The sequence below is a fragment of the Sediminibacterium roseum genome (genome assembly GCF_009939005.1).
GTDB lineage: Bacteria > Bacteroidota > Bacteroidia > Chitinophagales > Chitinophagaceae > Sediminibacterium > Sediminibacterium roseum.
The window spans coordinates 508,887-532,225 of the sequence record NZ_JAACJS010000011.1; the positions used below are offsets into that span (position 1 = coordinate 508,887).

At 49.0% G+C, this 23,339-nt stretch carries 18 protein-coding genes; 10 read left to right on the top strand and 8 right to left on the bottom strand.

Annotation, left to right across the window (positions count from 1 at the left end; genetic code table 11):
- Nucleotides 1–124: 124 nt before the first annotated feature.
- The gene (locus tag GWC95_RS07460) at nt 125–1,648 is read left to right on the top strand and encodes a trypsin-like peptidase domain-containing protein (RefSeq protein WP_161818063.1); all 1,524 of its coding nucleotides are present in this window, start codon (nt 125–127) and stop codon (nt 1,646–1,648) included.
- A 91-nt stretch (nt 1,649–1,739) separates the two neighbouring features.
- Here the strand turns inward: GWC95_RS07460 and GWC95_RS07465 are convergent, their stop codons facing one another.
- A complete protein-coding gene (locus GWC95_RS07465; RefSeq protein ID WP_161818064.1) occupies nt 1,740–3,011 on the bottom strand; it encodes an alpha-amylase family glycosyl hydrolase in 1,272 nt (423 codons plus the stop codon).
- Nucleotides 3,012–3,049: 38 nt separating this feature from the next.
- Here GWC95_RS07465 and GWC95_RS07470 point away from each other — a divergent pair, with 38 nt between their 5' ends.
- Nucleotides 3,050–4,369, top strand: coding sequence for an APC family permease (locus GWC95_RS07470; RefSeq protein WP_161818065.1), 1,320 nt, complete (start codon nt 3,050–3,052; stop codon nt 4,367–4,369).
- On the opposite strand, the gene GWC95_RS07475 is transcribed toward GWC95_RS07470, so the two are convergent.
- The 4 genes from GWC95_RS07475 to GWC95_RS07490 form a co-directional block, all read right to left on the bottom strand.
- Nucleotides 4,366–6,111, bottom strand: coding sequence for a sodium:solute symporter (locus GWC95_RS07475; protein WP_161818066.1), 1,746 nt, complete (start codon nt 6,109–6,111; stop codon nt 4,366–4,368). The two genes, GWC95_RS07470 and GWC95_RS07475, sit on opposite strands and share 4 nt — an antisense overlap.
- Before the next feature lie 185 nt (nt 6,112–6,296).
- Nucleotides 6,297–6,449, bottom strand: a complete 153-nt coding sequence (locus GWC95_RS07480) for a hypothetical protein (protein ID WP_161818067.1) — start codon at nt 6,447–6,449, stop codon at nt 6,297–6,299.
- A gap of 3 nt (nt 6,450–6,452) precedes the next feature.
- Complete coding sequence (locus GWC95_RS07485) at nt 6,453–8,978, bottom strand: PIG-L family deacetylase (protein ID WP_161818068.1); 2,526 nt, start codon at nt 8,976–8,978, stop codon at nt 6,453–6,455.
- A gap of 215 nt (nt 8,979–9,193) precedes the next feature.
- The gene (locus GWC95_RS07490) at nt 9,194–11,686 is read right to left on the bottom strand and encodes a M14 metallopeptidase family protein (RefSeq protein ID WP_161818069.1); all 2,493 of its coding nucleotides are present in this window, start codon (nt 11,684–11,686) and stop codon (nt 9,194–9,196) included.
- Between the two features lie 153 nt (nt 11,687–11,839).
- Between GWC95_RS07490 and ggt the strand changes: the two genes are divergently transcribed.
- The 5 genes from ggt (at nt 11,840) to GWC95_RS07515 (ending at nt 16,800) form a co-directional block, all read left to right on the top strand.
- On the top strand, nt 11,840–13,561 hold the full coding sequence (gene ggt / locus GWC95_RS07495; RefSeq protein WP_161818070.1) for a gamma-glutamyltransferase: 1,722 nt from the start codon (nt 11,840–11,842) through the stop codon (nt 13,559–13,561).
- A gap of 107 nt (nt 13,562–13,668) precedes the next feature.
- Nucleotides 13,669–14,196, top strand: coding sequence for a DUF1572 family protein (locus GWC95_RS07500; RefSeq protein WP_161818071.1), 528 nt, complete (start codon nt 13,669–13,671; stop codon nt 14,194–14,196).
- Between the two features lie 190 nt (nt 14,197–14,386).
- Nucleotides 14,387–14,857: a DinB family protein gene (locus GWC95_RS07505; protein ID WP_161818072.1), complete on the top strand. Its 471-nt coding sequence runs from the start codon at nt 14,387–14,389 to the stop codon at nt 14,855–14,857.
- Between the two features lie 3 nt (nt 14,858–14,860).
- Entirely contained in the window at nt 14,861–15,700 is an 840-nt protein-coding gene (locus GWC95_RS07510) for a maleylpyruvate isomerase N-terminal domain-containing protein (protein WP_161818073.1), read from the top strand.
- A gap of 17 nt (nt 15,701–15,717) precedes the next feature.
- Entirely contained in the window at nt 15,718–16,800 is a 1,083-nt protein-coding gene (locus GWC95_RS07515; RefSeq protein ID WP_161818074.1) for a PepSY-associated TM helix domain-containing protein, read from the top strand.
- On the opposite strand, the gene GWC95_RS07520 is transcribed toward GWC95_RS07515, so the two are convergent.
- A complete protein-coding gene (locus tag GWC95_RS07520; RefSeq protein ID WP_161818075.1) occupies nt 16,793–17,014 on the bottom strand; it encodes a hypothetical protein in 222 nt (73 codons plus the stop codon). The genes GWC95_RS07515 and GWC95_RS07520 overlap by 8 nt on opposite strands.
- 97 nt (nt 17,015–17,111) lie before the next feature.
- On the opposite strand from GWC95_RS07520, the gene GWC95_RS07525 reads away from it, so the two are divergent.
- The 3 genes from GWC95_RS07525 to GWC95_RS07535 all read left to right on the top strand — a co-directional run bounded on the left by GWC95_RS07525 (nt 17,112) and on the right by GWC95_RS07535 (nt 19,806).
- Nucleotides 17,112–17,798: a toxin-antitoxin system YwqK family antitoxin gene (locus GWC95_RS07525; protein ID WP_161818076.1), complete on the top strand. Its 687-nt coding sequence runs from the start codon at nt 17,112–17,114 to the stop codon at nt 17,796–17,798.
- Nucleotides 17,799–17,894: 96 nt separating this feature from the next.
- The gene (locus GWC95_RS07530; protein ID WP_202630235.1) at nt 17,895–18,476 is read left to right on the top strand and encodes an RNA polymerase sigma factor; all 582 of its coding nucleotides are present in this window, start codon (nt 17,895–17,897) and stop codon (nt 18,474–18,476) included.
- On the top strand, nt 18,469–19,806 hold the full coding sequence (locus tag GWC95_RS07535) for an outer membrane beta-barrel protein (protein ID WP_161818077.1): 1,338 nt from the start codon (nt 18,469–18,471) through the stop codon (nt 19,804–19,806). Before GWC95_RS07530 ends, GWC95_RS07535 begins: the two co-directional genes overlap by 8 nt.
- A 171-nt stretch (nt 19,807–19,977) precedes the next feature.
- Here the strand turns inward: GWC95_RS07535 and GWC95_RS07540 are convergent, their stop codons facing one another.
- Nucleotides 19,978–20,796 carry an alpha/beta hydrolase gene (locus GWC95_RS07540; RefSeq protein ID WP_161818078.1) on the bottom strand — a complete coding sequence of 273 codons (819 nt, stop codon included), beginning with the start codon at nt 20,794–20,796 and terminating at the stop codon, nt 19,978–19,980.
- A 105-nt stretch (nt 20,797–20,901) separates the two neighbouring features.
- On the bottom strand, nt 20,902–23,325 hold the full coding sequence (locus GWC95_RS07545; RefSeq protein WP_202630236.1) for a M1 family metallopeptidase: 2,424 nt from the start codon (nt 23,323–23,325) through the stop codon (nt 20,902–20,904).
- Nucleotides 23,326–23,339: the final 14 nt, after the last annotated feature.

Here is a 23,339-nt window from a genome sequence, read left to right on the forward strand (position 1 = left end):
AGTTACGTAAACATTTGTTAAATAGTGGGATGTGGTATCCTGACAATTAAACAGCTTCGTTTATTTGTTACCGGAAAGGCATAAAATTTGACCCAGCTAAACAATAAAAAAACAAGGAATAAATATGAAACTCAAGAACATTTTAGCAGTTGTGCTCATCAGTGCTACCACCGCTGTTTTGAGTGTGTGGGGCTATGGAAAGTTCCTGGAGAGCAAATCGGCAGGCATCCAGATAGATGGCAAAGTGCCGGCTAACTACGCAGGTTTTTACAACAATACCGGTATGCCGGCCGGTGGGGCGGTTGATTTTGGCCCTGCGGCTACAACGGGAACACCTGCGGTAGTGCATATCAAAACCAAAACAAAGGCAAGACAGGTTAGCAATAGTGGCCGCCAGCAACGCGGATACAATCCATTCGCAGATCTTTTCGGCGATGGCGACATGGGCGATTTCTTTGGCGGCCCACGTATGATACCTGAGCAGCGTGCAAGCGGCAGCGGCGTATTGATCACAGATGATGGATACATCGTTACCAACAACCACGTGGTAGATGGTGCAGACGAGCTTACGGTTACCCTTTCAAACAAACATACTTACAAGGCAACCGTGATCGGGAGCGATGCGAGCAGCGACCTCGCCGTGATCAAGATCGACGCGAAGAACCTTCCGTACCTGGTGTATGGCAACAGCGATGAGGCCAAACTCGGGCAATGGGTACTCGCCATCGGCTATCCTTTGAATCTTGACGTAACCGTTACCGCGGGTATCGTAAGTGCGAAATCAAGATCGATCGGGATCAACGACAGGCAGAGCAATGCGGCCATCGAATCATTCATCCAGACAGATGCGGCGGTGAACCCGGGTAACAGCGGCGGAGCCTTGATCAATACCAATGGCGAACTGATCGGCATCAACTCGGCGATCGCATCTCCAACCGGTTCCTATGCGGGTTATTCTTACGCGATCCCGGTGAACATCGTTAAAAAAGTAGTTACCGATATCGTGAAGTTTGGTGCGGTGCAAAGAGCATACATCGGTATCTCTTACCCACGCGAATCGATCACCGAAGAACAGAAAAAAGAACTCGGCGCAGGATACAAAGAAGGTGAAGGTGTTTACGTAACCGATGTTCCGGCAGACGGCGCCGCGGCGATCGCAGGTTTGAAAAAAGGCGATATCGTAACAAAGATCAATGGCGTAACCGTTACCAGCGGACCTGAATTACAGGAGCAGGTTACCCGTTACAAACCAGGCGATAAAATCTCATTGACCTACAACCGTTCAGGTAAAGAGAACACGGTTACCCTTACGCTGAAAAACAAGGCGGGCACAACCGATGTTGTAAAAACAACCGGCATCCTTGAAAAACTGGGTGCGGAACTCGTGGCGGTAGATACCAAGACCGCTGCAGCCAATAACATCTCCGGCGGTGTGGTAGTGAAGAAGATCAACGACGGGCTGTTGAAGAGAACAAGGATCCAGGAAGGATTCATCATCACCAGCGTGAACGACCAGGAAGTAAAAAGCGTTGCAGACCTCGACAAGATCCTTTCCCTGAACCGGGGAAGAAAAGTGAAGGTGGAAGGTGTTTACCCGGGTTATGACAATACCTACCCGTATCCGTTGGACCTGAGCGATGTTGACTAATTATTGATTTTTCCATTTAATAGCAACGGCCTTTACGATCATTCGTAAAGGCCGTTTTTTTATATAGATAAATCCAGGAACCAACGGCTCCTTATTCGCCTGTGCGTTCATAAACAACATATTCTCCTGCCTGCAATTCAAATGAGGCCCCGCCATCAAACCGGAAAGCCAGCCCGGAAAAAATGTTTCTGAAAGTTCCGTGTATCCATTCGTGGCCCACATCGATCTTCAGCCTGTTTTGTTCTGAAACGTTCAAAACCACAAGCACTACATGTTCGTCTTTCCGGCGCAGGTAAGCCATCAGCTGATCGTCGTTGGTAGACGGTAAAATGAACGTTTCGCCCTCAACGATTGCGGGGTTTCTTTGCCGGAGGGATAAAAGTCCCTTGTAGAAATCTTCCAACCGCAACGGTTCCTGCCACCCGATCGGGTCTTTGTCGAAAAACGCGAGCCGCTTTTTGTTCGGGCTCTCCTGACCGCTGTAGATCAGGGGAACCGCGCTCCATGTGCAACAGAACACGGCCCATGCGTTCGCTGCGGATCCGTATTTTTCGTACTCGGTACCGTTCCAGCTGTTTTCATCGTGGTTGGAGGTGAACAATAGTTTTTGTGCGCCCGCAGGGTATTGCGAGTAGGCATGCAATACATCACGCACGGTGTTGAGGTTGCCGTTTCCTTTTGCATACGCTTCTGTAACATGCATCCACCACCATGCATACGAAACATCGAACACCTGGTGGTAATCCACCACTTCGCACTCTGCGAGCCAGAACAGAGGTTTCAGCGCATCGCATTGTGTGCGGGCATCTTTCCAGAAATCAAGTGGCACGAGGTGCGCCATATCGCAACGGAAGCCATCGATGCCGCATTCACTGATCCAGTATTTCATGGAACCGATCAACGCATTGCGCATATCATGGTTGTTGAAATTGAGATCGATCACATCCTTCCATCCATTCTTTTCCGTAAAATTTCCTTTCTCATCCAGCAGGTACCAATCGGGATGTTCGGTGGTCCATGTATGATCATACCCGGTATGGTTTGCCACCCAATCGATGATCACTTTCAATCCCAATGCATGCGCATCGTTCACCAGCTTTTTAAATGCCGGAAGATCGCCGAACTCAGGATTGATGTCAACATAACTGCTGCAGGCATAATAACTACCCAGCGATCCCAGCCTTTCTTTGCTGCTGATGGGTGTAATGGGCATGAACCACAAAACGGTAACGCCCATCTCTTTCAACCGCGGCAGGTGTTTACCAAAAGCGGAAAATGTTCCTTCTTTCGTGAATTGCCTCGTGTTCACTTCATACACTACAGAACCTTTTGCCCAGTCTACTGTTGAAAAAATGCGATCCATATTATTTAGTCTCCCGGTAAAGAAATAGTTTTATACCAATGCACAATGAGCCTCCGAAACTGGAAAGGAAGATAAGTCTTTTACAGGCTACTGCTATCAACATGACCGACATGGTTGGCATCGGCCCGTTTGTGGTGCTGGCCACTGTGGTTAAGATCATGAACGGCCCCTGGTTCTTATACGCCTGGATAGCCGGTGCCCTGCTTTCTTTTATTGATGCGATGATCTGGAGCCAGCTTGGCGCCACCTACCCACTCGCCGGCGGCAGTTATAATTTTCTCAAAGAAGGATACGGCCCTAAATGGGGCAGGCTCATGAGTTTTCTTTTTGTATGGCAAACGATGATCCAGGCACCGCTTGTGATCGCTTCTGCGGCCATCGGTTTTGCACAATACACCGGATACATTTTCCCGCTCAACGCCATCCAAAGCAAATTGGTAAGTGGCGGGGTGGTTCTTCTTATCATCGTTCTTTTGTATCGAAAGATCGAGGCCATCGGCAGGATCAGCGTTTTGTTGTGGATGGGTGTTTTGGTGGTGATGGTGTGGATCATAGGAAGCGGCATCTCGCACGGCCATTTTCTTGAACCGGTTAAAAACATCAACAACGGTTTAAAAGTTGACCTTGCCTTTACAGCGGCGCTTGGCTTTGCAAGCGTGAAAACAGTGTACAGCTATCTTGGCTATTACAATGTTTGTCACCTCGGCGGCGAGATCATCAACCCCGTAAAAAATATTCCGCGCAGCATGTTCATTTCCATTGCGGGTATTGCGGTGCTTTATTTGTTGATGAACATCAGCGTTGCATCTGTATTGCCGTTGGACCAGATCCGCAAAAGCGATTTCGTGGTAAGTGAGTTTGTTAACCACCTATCGGGAAAATACGCAGCCAATGTGGTTACCTTGCTCATCTTATGGGTTGCATTCGCCTCTGTATTCTCTGCAACGCTTGGCTACAGCCGCATTCCATACGCTGCGGCGCTGGATGGCTCTTTCTTCAAAATTTTTGCAAAACTGCATCCTACCAAACATTTTCCATACATCTCCCTTTTGTTTCTTGGCGGGATCGCTTTTGCATTCAGCCTCACCTTCAAACTACACGAAGTGATCAGCGCCATACTGGCGATGCGCATCCTCGTCCAGTTCATCGGCCAGGGCGCCGGTTTGCTGTTGCTGGTGAAGAGAAAAGGCAAACAGCATTTCGCATGGCGCATGCCGCTCTATCCCGTGCCCGTAGTATTGGCGATGCTGATGTGGGCGTTTGTATTTTTTTCTACGGGGAAAGAAATGATATTGGGCGGATTGATCGTTACCGCATTGGGCGTGGTCGCCTACTTCCTTAAATCCAAAGCCGCTTAACGCCCGCTGTTGCCTGTCACTTCTTTCGCGGTGCGGGCAGGTGTGAACATTTGCAGCAGTGCCGCAAGCACCACAACAGCTACCGCGCCCACTACATTCAACCAAAGGAAGCCGAGGCCGATCGTGCCATCCCTATCGAGAATGAAACAGGCTATCACGATGGCTTCTCCCAATATAGCCGCGATGAACACTGCATTGCTACCGATCTTTTTCATATAAAACGCAACCAGGAAAATACCCAGTATCACCCCATAAAACAAAGAACCGAGAACGTTCACCGCCTCGATCAGGCTGCCCATCCCTGTTGCAAATTCCGCGGTAACAACGGAGAATACTCCCCATGCGAGTGTATAATATTTTGACGTTTTGTATTCGTCGGCGCATTGCCTGGCGTTGTTGCTGTCGTATTTTTTTCCGCGGAAACGCACGTGAAAATCCACCATGGTGCACGAAGCCAGCGAATTCAGCGCGGCCGCAATAGAACCCCATGCCGCGAGAAAAATAATAGCGATGAGGAGGCCCACTACTCCTTTTGGCAGGAAGTCTACCACAAAACGGAGAAAGATATAATTGGTGTCGCTCGTATCATCTGCGGGCAATGCTTTCTTCAACACATCGCGGTATTGCTTTTGTGTGGCGGCTATTTTTTGCGAGGTGATGCGCACACTGTCTTTGTATGTTTCATTCTTGTCAACAATGTAACGCCTGCTCAATGCCTGCTGTTGGGTTTGCTGTATGTTGAAGGTTTGCTCCAGCTTCTGCAACGAATCTTTGTAAGGCGTGGCCATCGCTTTTTCTGCAACCGCTTTGTTGAAAAACACCGGCGCCTTGTTGAACTGGTAAAAAGTGAAAAGCATTGCACCCAACAGGAGGATGAAAAATTGCATCGGCACCTTAACCAGGCCATTCATGAGCAACCCCAACCGGCTTTCCCTGTTGTTTTTGGCAGTGAGGTACCTGCCTACCTGCGACTGGTCCGTTCCAAAATAGGAAAGCGCCAGGAAGAAACCGCCGATCACCCCGCTGATGATGTTGTACCTGTCCTTCCAGTCAAATCCCTTCTCCGAGATCCCTGTTGTGATCACGTTGAGCTTTCCCGATGCGCCGCTTACTTTCAATGCATCGGTAAATCCCACGCCTTCGGGCAGGTAATGCACGATGCAATAACCGGCAACAAACATTCCCACGAAAATGATGATGAGCTGCAGCTGCTGCGTATACGCCACTGCCTTTGCCCCGCCGCTCACCGTATAGATGATGAGCAGTCCGCCCATTACGATATTCGTCCAGAAAATATCCCAGCCCAGTAAGGAAGAAAGAATAATCGAAGGCGCATAAATACTGATGCCGGTAGAAAGGCCCCTCGACAATAAAAAAAGAAAGGAAGTAAAGGTTCTTGTCTTCAGGTCAAACCGCTGTTCTAAAAACTCGTAAGCCGTAAAAACTTTCACCTTGCGGAACAGTGGTACAAAAGTGATGCAAAGGATCACCATTGCGATGGGTAAGCCAAAATAATATTGTACAAAACGCATCCCGTCGGTAAAGGCCTGCCCGGGCGCAGAGAGGAAAGTGATCGCGCTGGCCTGTGTTCCCATGATGCTGAGCAGCACGAGGTACCAGGGCATGCTCCTGTCGCTCAAAAAATATCCTTCGAGATTTTTTGCCGTACGGCTCTTGTACAGGCCATACGCGATGATGGCAGCCAGTGTAACGCTCAGTACGATCCAGTCGAGTTGACTCATGAAAAATATTTAGTGAACCATGCAAAAAAGACAACGAGCGCCAACAACACCGCCATCACAAAAAAGTACCAGTGGCGCCAGCTTGGGAACAGAGGTGGTTTGTCGTTCATAGCTTTTTTGTTTTGAATGTTCCGCTCAATAAACCGTATCCATTAACGAAAGTAAACATCACACAACGTTCGGCGTTACTTTCGCCCGCCGCCCATCAAAACCGTTCCCGCGCAGATGCCGAGAAACAGCCCGATGATCAGGCCGATCTTTACGTTCTTTAAAAGAAGCCCGATACCGAGACCGATCAGTACAAGTGTTGCAAAACCTATTTTTCTTCTCGGCTGCATGTTTTAATTTTTTGGTAGCGCCACAAGGTTCGCTAATATTTTAAATGCGCCGGGGTTTCCTGCGGGCAGTTGCCTGAACAATACAAGGCTAACATACGCAAAATTCCCTTTGCCGTATTTCGCGATCGCGAGGCTGCCGTTGCCGGGTTTTTCGTTGGGATCGTTCATAGACAACGGCATTTCAAAAGCCGGGTCTGCCTGGTCTACCTGGTACGTGCTGCGCTCCTGGATCCAGTCGTTGAAATCTGCACTGGTTATTTTGTTGGGATAATTCAACACAGGATGCTGCGGCAACAAAAAGTTTACCGGCGCATCTTCCACCGTTACCCTCGAAGCCGAGCTGATAGAGAAAGGATAAGGCCCCAGCTTTAAACGTTTCAATCCGATGTTGTTGCTTTTGATGTACTGGGCAACCAGGTTGCCGCCGTTCTTTACATAGTTGCTAAGCACATCATTCTTATCGCTCAGGTATTCGTAAATGTTATGCGCACGGATGCCTATCACAATTGCGTCAAGCCCTTTTAAACCTGTTTCGGTGATATCGGCTTCGTCCAGCAGCTTCACTTCAAAACCCATTTCGCGCAGCGCATCCGGTATCCTGTCGCCCGCGCCGTTGATGTAACCCACTTTTCTGCCAACCGTTTTGATCTCGTCGTTCATCACACGGATATGATCCTTGTATGAATAATGTATGTTGGGAATATGGTCGTATTCGATCGATTTAAAATACTGCGAGTACACATGATCTCTCCCGTCCAAATTAAAACGGAAAGCCGCCTCGAGATACGGAACGCCCTGTGGATTGTAATATTTCCTGGTCGGCAATGCGATCGTGTAGGATCTGCCTTTCTCAAAATCCATTGGCTGGTTCCTGAAAACAGTACGTGCGGTATCCTGCAGAATGTACATGGTTACTGGCAGGCCTGTCTTTGTAAAATTCGATTTATACGTTACATAGATCGAGTCTGCACTGTATTTCTTCGTTTCGCCTTTCACGTTCAGCAACGCAACATGCGGTGTTAAGGAAACGGACAGGTGCGGGATCATGATGAACGGCTGGTACACTTCTCCTTTTACAGGGTCGATGTATTTGTACTGCACCGGTCTTACAACCGAAATAGGAACTCCTTTAACGGACACGTTAAAAGTAATAGTGGTCAACGCATCGTTCCATGCCTGCCCCACCAGCAGCGGGTTGTTGATGGTAAAGTTCCCCGGTGTTTGCTGCGCCTGCAGCCAATAAGGTTGTGTAAGTGCACTTACAGGCGGGTCTACCTGTACGTCTTTTATTTCGTACGAATAATTCTGGTTGGTTTTGAGCGGCTCGTCGAGCAGTTTTGTTGTTCCCTGTTTAACCGGCACATATTTCAATTTCACATCCACATCGTTTCTTTTGTTGATGGTGGCTGTTATAACGGCGGTATCTCCTTTCAAAACAAATTCTTCGCGCGTAGTGGCTTCTGCAAAAATACCCGCGCAGTTTACGATGAGCTCTTTCAGTTCTTTTGTTTTCTGTTCTTTCCACATGGTATTGTCTGGCAGCGCGATCACGATCTTGTAAACATCAAGCAGTCCGTCGAGCGATTGTTCAGGATGTTCGAAATTGTATTGCCTGATGATGGCACTGATCTTCTGTTGTATTTTTTCTCCCCCGTCTATCCGCTTCCAGTCTGTTACGATACCTTCCATGATGTCGTTGCGCGCGGTGTCGCCGCCGGTGGTCATAAAGTTTTCGATGATCTCGCCTTTTCGCCTCGGCCTTCCTTCGCCCTGGCTCTTGTGCATGGATCTTGCCTCACCGCCCAGGTCGCCTGAACTCTTACCCAGCAACGGATCGAAGCCGCCAACATCCAATCGCACCGGGCCCGAGGTATTGTTGCTGCCTCCGAAATTGAACCCGTTCCACACGATGCGTTTCGCCTGCCATGGTTTTACGCCGTATGCAAACTGTTCGGGGAATTTGTTTGGATCGGCCGCCGCGGTAAAAGCTTCGTTCGCCAGCAATGCTGATGCCCAGTGGTGTCCATGTCCCGCCCTCGCATCACCCGGAAAACGGGTGATCAGGATATCGGGTTGAAATTTGCGGATCACGTAAACGATGTCGGACAAAACTTTTTGTTTATCCCAGATCGACAATGCCTCGTTTGCATTTTTACTGAATCCAAATTCATACGCGGAAGAAAAAAATTGTTCGGCGCCATCGATATGCCTTGCCGCAAGCAGTTCCTGCGAGCGGATCAATCCCAGTTCCACACCCTGCTCGCTGCCGATCAGGTTTTGCCCGCCATCGCCACGCGTAAGGCTCAGGTAACCGGTACGGTACATTCTTTCTTTAGCGAGGTAAGGAAGAAAGCCATTGTTCTCATCGTCAGGGTGCGCGGCGATGTACAGAACGCTGCCCAGCACGTTCAGCTTTTTGAGCTGCATGTAAATATCCGTACTGGTAACAGCATCGGGCACCTGGGCATTAGCAGAAAAAAATCCAGCCAAAGCAAAAAGTATGTATAAAAAAGTTCTGTTTACACGCATAAACCGGCTTTTTAATTAGGAATTAGTAATTAGGAATTAGGAATTATGGATTGTCATCTACAGGTAATGATCATTGATTGCTGATTGCTGGTTACTGGTTACTATATATTCGAACGTAAATAATTTTCACTACATATTGTTTATCGCTAATTACTCACCAGGCACTATTCCCAATTACTAATTACTAATTACTAATTCCTAATTTCTAATTATAACTATTGTCCTACAAGGAAAACCGCATTACAAAATATCATTTTCCCATTCTCCCAGAAATTTCGGAACAGGGGGTCTTCGGCGAAATAGATCACGTTGCCCTGGCCCATGTCCTGCACACCAAAAACAACGCCGTCTTTCACCTTAGACTTGATCTTGTTGCCGATGAAGCCCGTTACATAGGCGTCTTTTCGCATGATACCCACGTTCCATCCATCTTTCAGGAAATCGTATACGCCGGCATCCTGTTTCAGTGTATAATAATAATCAGGATAACCAAAACCGAGCGGGTGCGTGTTGTCGAGCTCGAGTTTGTAAATAGCGCCGGGCAATGAACTGCTGAGTCCCGATGTTTCCCGATCGGCGTATTTTTTTACGTTGGCGTATTCACTTTTGTCTTCCGATTTGTCTTCGTGTTGCTTGATGCCCCAATCGCCGTTGGCCATGGTTGCCACTGCCCCGTCGATGGCGATCAGCTTTCCGCCGCTGCGTACAAAATCTTTGAGTTTGTCGGTGGTGGTTTTATCGTTCAGCGAGCGGTAATTGCCATCGGGCAAAATAAATACCTGGTAATTTTTCAGGTTGGCCCTTCCGAGGTCGGCCGCATTGATCAGCGTGATCGGGTAATCCAGTTGCTTTTCAAAGAAATGCCAGATCTCGCCCGCGCCTCCCGATGACGTTTGTTCGCCCGTTAACATGGCTACTTTGAATGCGCCGCTGATCGATCTTACATCAGACGATCCGAAGTCTGCGCCTTTATCCATAAACCCGGTTTCCACAGCAGTTGCCTGGATGTTGAATTTTTTGCAGGCTTCGTTGGCCACGCTGTTCCAGTTGGAAGGATTGCTGGATCTCAGTATGATCAAAGTTCCCCTGTCGTACACCTTACCTTGGTAGGTAAACGGTTTTTGACAGAAACGTACCTTGATATTGTTCTTCAGCAAATGTGCAAGCAGTTTGGATGCGTTGAGCGACTGGTACGGGATCAGCAATCCATACGCAGCATTTACTTCGGTAACCGCCGTGCCGCTTTTCCACGGAGCGATGTCGATTTTTTCTTTTACCGCATAACCTTTGATGCCATAGGCATAGGGCAGCGACCATGCCGTGATATCATACGTGTTTGAATCGGTAACCACCGTCTTCGGTTCAAACAGTACTTTTGCCAGCACCGATTTTGGCTGGTAGGCGCTCACTGCGAGTGAATAACCCTCATCGCTGAAAGCATCGTCTTTGCCGGTGGTATAGTTGAAACCACGGAAGGACCTGTTGTTTACGGTTCCGTATTCAATTCCATTTTTTTCGAGCAGATCGATTACCGACCTGATCTTGTTCTCGTCTTTTGAGGTGAGCACATAGGTTTTGTACTCTCCTATTTTACCAGACTTCGCATCGTCAAAATATTTCCTGAACTCATCCATCAATTTCTTTTTGTTACGGGATGCCGTTTCGATGGTGGACAAGCCCGTGGTATAATGGTGCGTGGCACGATCGAGCAGTGTAAGCGTATCGCCAATGCCATTCACCACACCCAAACCGCCGCGCGGGCCGCCTGCCTGTTCAAAGGTCATACCGATGGCGCCGTTGTAGAGCGGGTAAGTATCGCCGTAAGAAGGATACAACAGGTCGAACAGCTCTTTCGTGAAATACAGCCAACCGTTTTTGTCGAAATACCCTGCGTTGTTCCTGCCGATCAACACCTGGAAATCCTTTTGCCATTGCGTTACCACTTCATGCACAGGGTCCGCCGCCGGCGCAAAATAATACGGGTTGTCTACGCCCTGCTCATGAAAATCAACATGCACCTGTGGCAGCCACTGGTTGTATTTTTTGATGCGTTGCTGGGTCTCTACCTGAGTTTGCCAGGCCCAGTCGCGGTTCAGGTCAAAATTGTAATGGTTCGTTCTTCCGCCCGGCCATGGTTCTGTATGTTCCCTTGAAGCAGGATCGGGATTGTAATGCACGCCCACCACGCCATTGAACCAGTTCACGTACCTGTCGCGGCCATCCGGGTTGATACAGGGATCGATCACTACAACGGTATTTTTCAGGTATTCCTTTGTTTGTGTATTGTTGGGATCTACCAGCGACCACAACGTCATCAATGCCGCCTCCGAAGAAGAGGTTTCGTTCCCATGCACATTGTAGCTCAGCCAAACGATGGCCGGTGCATTGTCAACAGAACCTTTTGCATTGGCAATACCCGCAAGTCCCAGGTTGTTGGTCCTGATGGACTCCAGCCGCTGAATGTTCTCTGCAGAAGAAATATAAGCAAGCACCAGCTCTCTCCCCTCATTGGTTTCCCCGTATTTTTCAAACTTCACCATATCCGGCCTGGCCTGCGCCACCGAACGGAAATATTCAACAATGCGGTGATGGCGTGTATAGCGGGTACCGATCTTGTAGCCCATAAACTGCTCCGGGCTCTGCAATCCCTGCGCAAAAGTGGTCATACCAAACAACAGGAAGGCTGCCGCAATACATATTTTCTTCATAAGTAGTAAAATTAGCAGGTGAATATAAGACACAAGCGCAGATGGAACAAGAAAACAAGGATGAGCGAACGGGTGGCAGCAATCGTGGTTACCTGCAGGTTGTTTTCTTCCCTCCTTTTTTCCTGTTCCTGTAAAAAGCTGTAATTTTCTGCCATGAGAAAACCCATCCTTCTTTCCTTATTGGCCATTGCATTTGTGGTGGCGCAGGCGCAGACCGTTCCTTCGATCGTGGGCGCGGGCAAGGCCATCGATCCTTACCATTATACCATTGTGAAAAAAGCAGATTACAGCAAAGCATCTGTAAGCAGTGCGCATCCATTGGCGAGCCAGGTAGGCGCGGCCATTATGAAGGCGGGCGGCAATGCGTTTGATGCGGCAGTGGCCACACAGCTTGCGCTTGCGGTGGTATATCCCGCTGCGGGCAATATAGGAGGCGGGGGATTTTTACTCGCGCGCAAACCAAACGGCGAGCTGATCGGCATCGACTACCGCGAGGCCGCACCCGAAAAAGCCACGCGCGATATGTATCTCGATAAGAACGGGAATGTTTCTCCCACACTTTCTTTGGCCGGCCACCTGGCTTCCGGCATTCCAGGCACCGTGGCAGGTTTGTTTGCAACCATGACCTATGCGAAGCTGCCCTTCCGCCAGCTCGTTCAACCTGCTATTGATCTTGCAGAGAAAGGATTTGTGATCACGGAAAGAGAAGCTTCCAGCTTAAACGGCACGCGCGAAGCTTTTCTGAAAAACAGCACAAGGCCAACCGCACTTGTAAAAGAAGGGAAATGGAAAGCAGGCGATACGATGGTACAAAAAGAATTGGGGGCTACGCTGAAACGCATGCAGAAAGACGGCGCCTCAGGTTTTTACGGTGGGGAAACGGCGAAACTGATCGTTGAAGAAATGCAGCGGGGCAATGGGATCATTGGCCTCGACGACCTGAAAAATTATACGGCCAAACTCAGGATCCCTTTGCAGTTCGAATACCGTGGCCACCAGGTGATCAGCTTCGCACCGCCGAGCAGCGGGGGATTGTTGATCGCGCAGATGCTGAAGATGATCGAGAAATACCCTGTGGGTTCATACGGATTTCAATCACCAAAAGCAGTACAGCTTATGATAGAGGCAGAGCGCCGCGCCTATGCAGACCGCGCCGAGTTCATGGGCGACCCTGATTTTTTCAAAGTACCGGTAAAGACCCTGATGAGCGAGGCGTATGCTGCGGAGCGAATGGCAGATTACAACCCTGATAAAGCCGGCGTTAGTTCTTCCATCAAAGCGGGCCAGATCAAGGAAAGCGAACAGACCACGCACCTGAGTGTGATGGACGCTGCAGGAAATATGGTATCGGTTACAACCACCCTCAACGGTGGATACGGTAGCCGCACAGTAGTTGGCGGCGCGGGTTTTCTTATGAACAACGAGATGGACGATTTCAGCGCAAAACCCGGCGTACCCAATATGTATGGCGCTTACGGCGGCGAGGCAAATGCCATTGTTCCCGGCAAAAGAATGTTAAGCTCGATGACACCCACACTGCTCCTGAAAAACAACAAACCCTATGTGGTAGTGGGCACACCCGGCGGAACCACCATTCCCACTTCGGTTTACCAGGCCATTGTTAACCTGGTTGATTTTAACATGAATGCAGATGATGCCATCAACAAACCAAAATTCCACCACCAGTGGCTGCCCGATGAGGTTGCAGTAGAAAGGGATTTCAATGCAGAAACAAAAAAGCAATTGCAATCCATGGGCTACAAGATCACCGAACGCGGCGGCATCGGCCGTACGGAAGCGATACGCGTGTTGAGCAATGGGAAAAAAGAAACCGTGGCAGACAAAAGAGGCGATGATTCTGTTGCGGGGTTTTGATCCGTTGGGGATGTTTCAAAAAATGACAAACAGAAATTGCGAAAGATTTTTTAGTGCGGGTTTTGCGATCCCGCGCAATTATTTCTAATCACTAACCATCCACTTCTATGAAAGGATTTTTAGCCGATACCATCAAACGTTTACGCTACTACAAGGAACTTGGTGAAAGAACGTTCTCACAACTCAATGAAGAAGACTTTTTCTATAAGCCATCCGGAGAAAGCAACAGCATCGCGGTGATCATTCAGCACCTGCACGGCAACATGCTGAGCCGCTGGACCAACTTTCTCACCGAAGACGGCGAAAAAGAATGGCGCCGGCGCGATGCCGAGTTTGAAGAGGTTCGCCGCGGCAAAGATGCCCTGCTGGCCCTGTGGGAAGAAGGCTGGCAATGCATGTTCGATACACTGGAAAGCCTGGAAGAAGAAGACCTGCAAAAAACCATCCTCATCCGTACAGAACCGCTGGTTGTGTATGATGCGATCTTAAGACAGCTGGCGCATCATCCCTACCATGTTGGACAAATCGCCTACATCGGCAGGATCATAAAAGACAAGGAATGGCAATCGCTGAGCATACCCAAAGGCGGCAGCGCAAATTTCCTCGAGCAAATGAAAGCTTCGCAGAAAAAATAGTACGCTGTTGTTGTTGTGAGTGGATGGAAAGGCAATCCATGCCGGTCAATCGGCAGGTGGTATTAATAAATTGCTTCCGTGCCTGTACGATGCAATTGCCTCGGAATAATTCAGTAGTTTAGTTCCCACATATTTTGAAAGTTACCCCGCAAAATATGGCAACCCGATCCAAATCCAAAACAAAGAACAAATGCTCCCGTACAGGTCGTTGTTAGACAGGCTGCACACCCAACACGAATCCATCGACGTTATCATCCGAACCCTTCCACACGAAAAACTGGTGGCGGCGCCTGTTCCCGGTAAGTGGAGCATCAAAGACAATATTGCGCATCTTGCTCGGTACCAGGCGGTTTTCATAGAGCGGATCAACCGCATCGCATCGGGCAGCAGGCCTTTGTTTGAAAGTTATGTGGCAGAACACGATGCAGATTTCCCGGCCTGGCAAAAATGGGACCTGCCGATTTTACTCGACAGGTTGTATGCAGACAGGAAATATATTTTCGACCTGGTGAATGGCTTATCGTGCACGCAGGTTGAGACAACAGGCAGGCACCAGCGTTTTGGCGAAATGAAGATGATCGAGTGGACAGAATTTTTTCTTTTGCATGAGGCGCATCATCTCTTTACCATATTCAAACTCGCGCACGGCGCAACTTCTTAATGCATGGAAGAAAGAAAAAACATACCGCTCGACCTTGCACACATGCTTCCTGTTCTTGACAAAAAATTCATGGAGCTGCTCTATTCCTTATCACCCGAAGAATGGCAGAAACAAACCGTTGCAAAATTGTGGAAGGTGAAAGACGTGGTTGCGCACCTGCTTGATGGAAACATCAGGATCTTATCGGCGCTGCGCGACCAGCACCAGGGTGATGTACCAGAGATCCGGTCGTACCAGGACCTGCTCGATTACCTGAACGGGTTAAATGCCGATTGGGTAAAAGCAATGAAAAGAGTGAGCCCGGCCATGCTTGTGCTCTTGCATGAAACAACCGGCAAGCCGTATTGCGATTATTATATGTCGCTCGATCCCTTTGGCAAATCCCCTTACGCGGTAAACTGGGCCGGCGAGGACGAAAGTAAAAACTGGATGCACATAGCGCGCGAGTACACAGAAAAATGGCTGCACCAGCAACAGATCCGCGATGCGGTTGGCAGGCAGGCGCTTTTTACCAGGGAGCTCTTCTACCCTTTCATAGATACATTGATGATGGCGCTGCCCTTCACCTTCCGCGAAGTGGAAGCAACACCCGGAACCACCCTGCAGATGACCATCACCGGTGATGCAGCCGGGTCATGGTTCCTTGAAGCTGACAAAAGCAAATGGCTGCTTACAAAAGACCCGGTCAATGATCCTGCAACACAGGTAAAGATCGATCCCGACACCGCATGGAAACTGTTCTCGAAAAGCATCCGTACCGAGCAAGTGAGGGATGTTGTAGAGATCATTGGTGACCAGGCATTGGGAGAAAAAGCATTGACAATGGTTTCGTTCATGGCCTGACCCAACCCAAAACACAAATGAGAAAAAGTATTTTTTTTACGATCCATTCTTTTGCCGGCCTGCTGTCGGGGTTGTTTATTTTGTTGATGTCCCTATCGGGCGCGGCGCTTGTGTTTCACGAAGAACTGGATGCGCTGCAACATCCACCGGTTGCTGTGGCTGAAAATAAAACCCTGCTTCCTGTAGACAGCTGTTACAGGAGCCTGCAGAAGAAATATCCCCATGCGCAGGTAAGCAGTTGCAACCTGGCGGAAGACATTCACCATCCTTATGTTTTCTCGGCATACGATTCTTCTTTTGCGGAAGGCAAACAAACGATGCAGGTTTTTGTGCATCCGCAAACGGCAGAAATATTGTGGGTGCGGGGCGGAAGCAAAGACATGCGCAATAATTTTATGAGCTGGCTCACTGTTTTTCACAATTCATTTCACCTGAAGAAAAAAGGAGAATGGCTGCTTGGCTTTTTTGCCGTGGTGTTTGTGATCAGCCTGCTTACGGGTGTTGTTCTTTACCGGAAAAACATCGCATCTGTTTTACGGTTCAGGAAAGAAATGTTCAGGCGGGCAAACATACACCAGCTGATCGGCGTGTATGCCCTGTTGTTCAACCTCATGATCGGCGTTACGGGGTATTGGATGCAGCGGTATGTTTTCAAAAAATCATTTTACCAAACCATGCAGCCTTATACGCCGGTGATCAAGCCATCGCCTGCATTGTTCTTCAACATCGACAGCGCCTTGCAGGGCGTGAAGAAACAGCATCCTTCATTCACGGGCTATATCATTTATTTCGCGCCAACGCAGAGCCGGAAAACGGCGGTTTACGGGAGCCGGCTTACCAACAGCTTCATCCACTCCAAAAAATTCGCCGACGTGGTTTATCTCGATAGTGTGGGCGGCATTGCAAAAACAGCGTTTGTAAATGAAATAGAACCGTCCAGCCGCTACGACATCATCAATGCGCAAATACATTATGGAAGATTTGGCGGGTGGCCGGTGAAAGCATTGTACAGTATTTTTGGATTGACGGGCGGATTGCTCAGCATCACCGGTTTCTTACTCTGGCTGCGCCGGGGCAGAACGGGGCGGCGGTCTAAATAACAACGTACCATTTCCCTTCTGCGTCTTTGGCGTAATCGAGGCCATTGCTCATCCTGTGGACCTCTTTCTGTGTTTTCGGATCCACGAAAGAACGTTGCTCGAACACACGCATGCCGGTTTCCCTTGTCAGGTACATTTTCAGGGCCGCAACGGTGCCCTCCACTTCGTGGAGCCAGTCCTGGTCGCTGCTCTCTTTAACAAATGCACTGCTCATGCTGCTTGTTTTTATGGTTTGATTCAAAAATCGTTCCTTTCATTTTAACTTCTTCACTCAACCCAACAATTGTAATTTTATCCTACAATCACCACCTATGTATGCTCGGCCCGTTCTCTTCCTGTTGTTGATTTCGCTTACTGCCGGGGCGCAGTATAAGACCTACCGGCTGAGCGACAAGGGAGATACGTTGAATGCGATAGATCTGAAGGGCCAGAAACAGGGCAAGTGGAGCGTACGCATGCCTGCCCTTCGTGGCCAACCCGCTTACGAAGAAGAGGGCGTTTACGTGAACGACCGGAAAGAAGGCACCTGGATGCGTTACAACCTGATGGGCGACCCGCTGGCGGTGGAAAACTACAAATGGGGGAACAAGAATGGCATTTGCCGTTATTTCACCCCTTTTGGCATTGAACGCGAGGAGAGCTGGCGCGCCATTAACCCGGATAAAGGGTTTGATACGATAGATGTTCGCGATCCCATCGACCCGAACAAGTACGAAAAAGTGATCGTAAAGAACGAAGGAAATTCGCTCAGGCACGGTACCTGGAAATACTACGATCCCACGAAAGGCCGCCTGCTCAGCACCGAGAGCTATTTTCTCGACCGCCTGCGCGATCCCAATGAACCCGACCCTATAACCGGCCTCGCCAAAGTGGCCGCCCCCGACACCGCCAAGGCAAAACCAGCCGAAAAACCCAAGCCCAAAGAAGTACTCGATTTTGAAAAGAAGACTTCGGGCAAGAAAAAAGCGGTAAGAACAGGGAGCACAGGAGGCGGGTAAGACGCTATTTTCCCCTTGTTACAGGCAACCCGGGCCCTCCCTCCGTCGTATATCCTCCCGAACCGACTATTTTTGTATTGTATCCATAACGAACCATTGCCCCGGGAGATACATCATATATCAAGCCTGATCAGCGGTTGCTGTAAAAACGACCGCAACAGCCAGCGTGACCTGTATCACTGGCTGTACGACTATGCCATGAAGATCTGCTACCGTTACGTGAGCCGGCAGGAAGAGGCGGAGGAACTGGCGAATGAATCCTTTATCAAGCTGTTTAAAAACATCCAGCAGTTCGATGGAACGCGGGGTGGCGAAACAGAGGCCCTGCTGAAGGGATGGTTCAAAAGGATCGTTGTGAATACCTGTATCGACCATCTCCGCCGAACGCACCTGAAACTGGTGAGCCAGGAGATCAACGAAGAAGGCGAAACTTTTGCGGATTCGCAGGAAAGCGGGATCGATAAATTGATGTACCTCGAGATCATCGATGCCATCAAAAAACTGACACCTGTTTACCGGACGGTGTTCAACTTGTTTGTGATTGAAGGATTCAGTCACGAAGAGATCGCCAAACAACTTGGCATCAGCGTGGGTGCATCAAAATCAAACCTGTCGAAAGCGAGGCACAACCTCAGAAAAATAATTACCGAACAAACCGAGTACAAATTATATGCATAATCTTGGCGACGATAAAGAGCTGGACCGACTAAGCCGCGAAGCTGCCGGGAGATACACACCGCCGGGTGCGCCCGACTGGAACGCACTCAGCAGCGAGCTGGACAAAGTGATGCCGGTTGAAGAAAAAAAGCGCCGCATCATTTTCTGGTGGCTCCTCCCCCTTCTGCTTGCAGGCGGGGCAACCGCGTATTGGCTTACACAGAACAACAACAACGCAGCCGTTGAGCGCGCCGTTGTTGTTCCCTCTTCAACAAAAGAAAATACCACTGCAACCAGTAAGGCAACGGATGCGGGCAAAGATGCCGTCAAACAAACACCTTCAAAAGAAACAACATCTGTACAGGAAGGATCAAATTCACCTGCGCCTTCTAACGCATTAAACCGAACCACGGCAGCAAACCTTGCTACGCCCCGTAACGCGGCGCCGAAGATTACGGCCAGTAAAACGATTGCTGCAAAAACAACTTCATCAAACACCGATGAAACCAAAACAACTGCTGTAAAAGAAAAAGAAACGGTTGCCATGAACGTTTCAAAAGAAGTTCCGGTTTCTGCTGCAGTTGAAACGGCTGAGGCCAAAACGCAAACAAGCCCTGATCAACAAAAAAACAATAACAACACTACGTCCGTAACAGAAAATAAAACGGAAACAACACCTCCTGATACATCGGCTGCTGCAGAACCCACGTCCCCGGTAAAAAAAGAGGCGGCGCCTTTGAAACCAAGGGGCAAAGGTTTCAGTTTTGGCGCGTTGGCGGGTGTTGACCAGAGCACGGTAAAGTTCAAATACGGAAACAATGCAGGCTTCAATGCCGGGTTGGTTCTGGGTTATCATTTCAACGATAAATTATCGGTTCATACCGGCGCCATCTTTACGCAGAAAAAATACAAGGTGGCAGGAGCTGATTTTACCGCACCAAAAGGCACCATGATCAGCTATTACAAAATAGAGGACGTAAACGGTTCGTGCAACATGTGGGAGTTTCCTTTGCTCGCCCGCTATACCATCAGCCAGGGCAAGAAGAACAGCGTGTTTGCAAGTACTGGGCTTTCGTCTTACCTCATGACGAGCGAAGATTACTACTACAGATTTTACAACGGCTCAGGTGTGCTCACTTCGCGTTATGCGGAGTATTATACAGGCGATTCCTACTTCATGTCTATCCTGCATTTGTCTGCAGGTTTTGAAAGCCGCATGAGTAAGAATTTCTCGCTCATCATAGAACCCTATGCCAAACTTCCATTGGCAGGCGTTGGTTTTGGAAGCATCAGGCTGAGTAGTTTTGGTTTGAATTTTTCCGTGCAATACAGGCAACCGGCAAAAAGATAGCAACGTATCTTACTTGAGTCATAGATTGATTACAGATGAACCACATTTAATGCATGGCCAGGTGCAGTGAAAATTTTAACGGGGCCTCATTGCATCGAACCGCATTAAAAGAAAGCAACTCTATTGAGTTGCTTTTATTTTAATGCGGCAATAAATTAAACGGTATCTCTCCTACCTGAGCACCTTGTCAAAATGCTTCCTGAAAAACAACAATTGGTAATCGATCGCGTTTTCCCAATATTTCCAGTCGTGCTTACCGGGGCGTTCGGTGTATTCGTGCGGCACTTTCATTTTGCTGAGTTTTTCGTGCATGGAACGGTTCATAAAGAGAACACCGTCTTCGGTGCCGCAATCGAAAATAATGGCCACGGAATCTTTGGGGTATTTTTCCACAGCGGCAAGCGCGCTCCAGTCTCTCCAGTAGGTTCTGTTCGCCGCAGTATCTCCCAATCTTTTTTCTACCCCGTATCCCTGTGTGATCACGGTTGAATTCAGCGCACCGCTCATGCTGCCGATGGCGCTGAACGTTTCTGCATGGCGGAAGCCAAGAAAGAATCCGCCATGACCGCCCATGCTCAAACCCGTGATGACCCTGCCTTTGCGGTCTGCAATGGTCCTGTAATTGGCATCGATGTATTGTGGAACTTCTGTGCCCACAAAGGTTTCAAACCGGTAGGTTGAATCGATGGGGCTGTCCCAATACCAGCTCGTGTACCCTCCATCCGGGCAAACGATCATCAACTGGTACTGGTCGGCAAGCTGCTGTATATGCGGCACTTTGGTGATCCAGTTTGAATAACTGCCAAAGGCTCCGTGCAGCAAATACACAACAGGATATCTTTTATCGCCATTGTTATAACCCGATGGCCTTACCAGAACGGTTTTCACTTTGCGGTGCATGCTGTTGCTGAAGATCTCGAGTGTATCAACGCTGGCCGCTTTTGTTGAGAGGGCGATCAGTAAAAAAGAAAAAACGACAATTGGTTTCATAAAGTATTTTTTTTTGCGGATCGCGGATCCTGAATGGATCACGGCGATCAAAAAAGCCACTTGAAATTAATTCAAGTGGCTCTAAGATGATCATTATTTTCTTACTTATTTTCCTTTCTGCTGTGCATTGTTCATCGGGTTCAGCGTTGAACCGCCTGCGCCCCTTGATGCCCTCGCACCTGCTTTGAAAATAGAGAATTTGCTCGGCTCATCGGCAGCGCCGGCTTTTGGCCAGCTGTTGTTGTTGCTGTTGATATCTGCTGTTTCTCCATAAGGATCGAGCTTGATGCTCACTGCTTTTTTCTTTGTGAGGAACACTTTCACCGTGTTGTTCTCATTGTGTCTCCAAACCTGCGCCGGTATGCGCTGCACCTCTTTGGTACCGTCTTCGAAAGTAAACTCAACGATAACCGGCATTACCAATCCGCCTTTGTTGCTCAGCGAAAGTTCATACAGGTGAACATCCCCGTATTTTGCTTTTTCCTCTGCCGTTAACGGCTCTGATGCAGGCGCTGTAAATGGCGCGGGTGCAGGGAGTTTGGTGATGGAATCGTAGGGTTCAATTCCCCTGTCGTACCTCCAGTAAAAATCGCGGAGGCTTGTGTCTGCATCTGTTGCAAACACAATGTTCTTATCGGCCTTGTTCCTGATCTTTGAAATATCTTCAAACGTGCTTACCTGCGGGCGTGGCAACATGTTGTTGTTTCCACCGCCGCCAAAACCACCCCTGAATCCGGGCGCACCGCCGGCCTGCGGTGTTGCATTCGGATCGTAAACAGCATGTTTAACCGAGTCGATCGAAATATCGCAGGCATCTGTGCTGTAGAACCATCCCCTCCAGAACCAATCCAGGTCCTCGCCGCTTGCATCTTCCATTGTACGGAAAAGATCAGCAGGTGTTGGATGTTTGAATGCCCAGCGTTTTGCATATTCTTTGAATGAGAAATCAAAAAGTTCGCGGCCCAGGATCGTTTCACGAAGGATGTTGAACCCGGTTGCCGGCTTAGAGTAGGCATTCGCACCAAAGTTCGAGATGTTCTCACTGTTGGTCATGATCGGCTCGAGCTGGTCTTTTGGAAGGCCCATGTATCTCGCCATCGTATAACCCGCACCCATGCTGCGTGAAGGGTATTTGCTATCGTACAGTTCTTCGGTGAGGTATTCTACAAAAGAGTTCACGCCCTCATCCATCCATGTCCACTGGCGCTCATCGCTGTTCACGATCATCGGGAAGAAGTTGTGTCCCACTTCGTGGATGATCACACCCAGCATACTGAATTTGGTCGATTCGCTGTAAGATCCGTCTTTCTGCGTACGTCCGTTGTTGAAACAGATCATCGGGTATTCCATGCCATTGGCCGCTTCAATACTTTGTGCCACAGGGTATGGATACGGGATGGAGAATTTAGAATAGGTTTTGATGGTATGCGCAACCACTTTGGTTGAGAACTTTCGGTACAGGCCATATGCCTCTTTCGGGTAGCCGCTCATGCACATCACTTTCTTGCCCTCTACGTAGGCTGGCATGGCATCCCATATGTATTTACGGCTCGATGTCCACGCGAAGTCCCTTACGTTCTCTGCCTTGAACACCCATGTTTTTGTTTTTGTTGTTTTTTGTTTTTCAGCAGCTGTTGCTTCTGCAAGCGTTACGATCTCTATCGGCTCTTTCGTGTTCTGCGCCTGGTTCCAGCGTGATAACTGTGTAGGAGACAAAACAGCCGCATAGTTCTGGCACTGCCCTGTTCCCAACACAACATGGTCGCCTGGTGCGGTGATCGACACATTGTAATTTCCAAATGTCAACGCAAACTCTCCGCGGCCGGTGAACTGGTGGTTCTGCCATCCCTGGAAATCGCTGTACACGCACAAACGCGGGTACCATTGCGCCATCGTGAAAAGGCTGTTGCCGTCTTCAGGAAACAGTTCATAGCCGCCTCTTCCGCCAAAAGCGTTCTTATCGGTGATCTTGTAAAACCATTCGATGTTGAATACGAATTTTTGTCCGGGTTTCAATGTTACCGGGAGGTCTACACGCATCATTGTTTTGTTGATCGTGTATTTCAGGGCCTTGCCCATAGCATCGGTGATCTTTGTGATCTGGTCGCCGTACCCATTGTCCACGTTTTTGTTCATCATCGCTTCGATCGCCGTAGTGGTAAGCGTTCTGCCCAGCGTGTTCCTGTCCTGGTAGTTGGCATTGTTCACATTGCTGTGTTCGTTCTCATCCAGTTGCAGCCACAGGTAGGTAAGTGGATCGGGTGAGTTGTTCCAGTAAGTGATGGTCTCTGTTCCTTTCAGGCGCAGGTTGGCTTCGTCGAGCTCGCATTTGATATCGTAGTCTGCGCGCTGCTGCCAGTATTTGGGTCCTGGCGCACCACTTGCCGTACGGTATTCATTAGGCGTTGGAAGGATCGTGCCCAACTGTTCAAATTTGTTTCCGTGGTTTGATCCGGGGTTGTTGTGGATGTCCTGTGCGTTCAATGCTACAGTGCAACTTAACATTGAGACGAGTAGTAGTTTTCTCATGTTGATCTTTAAAA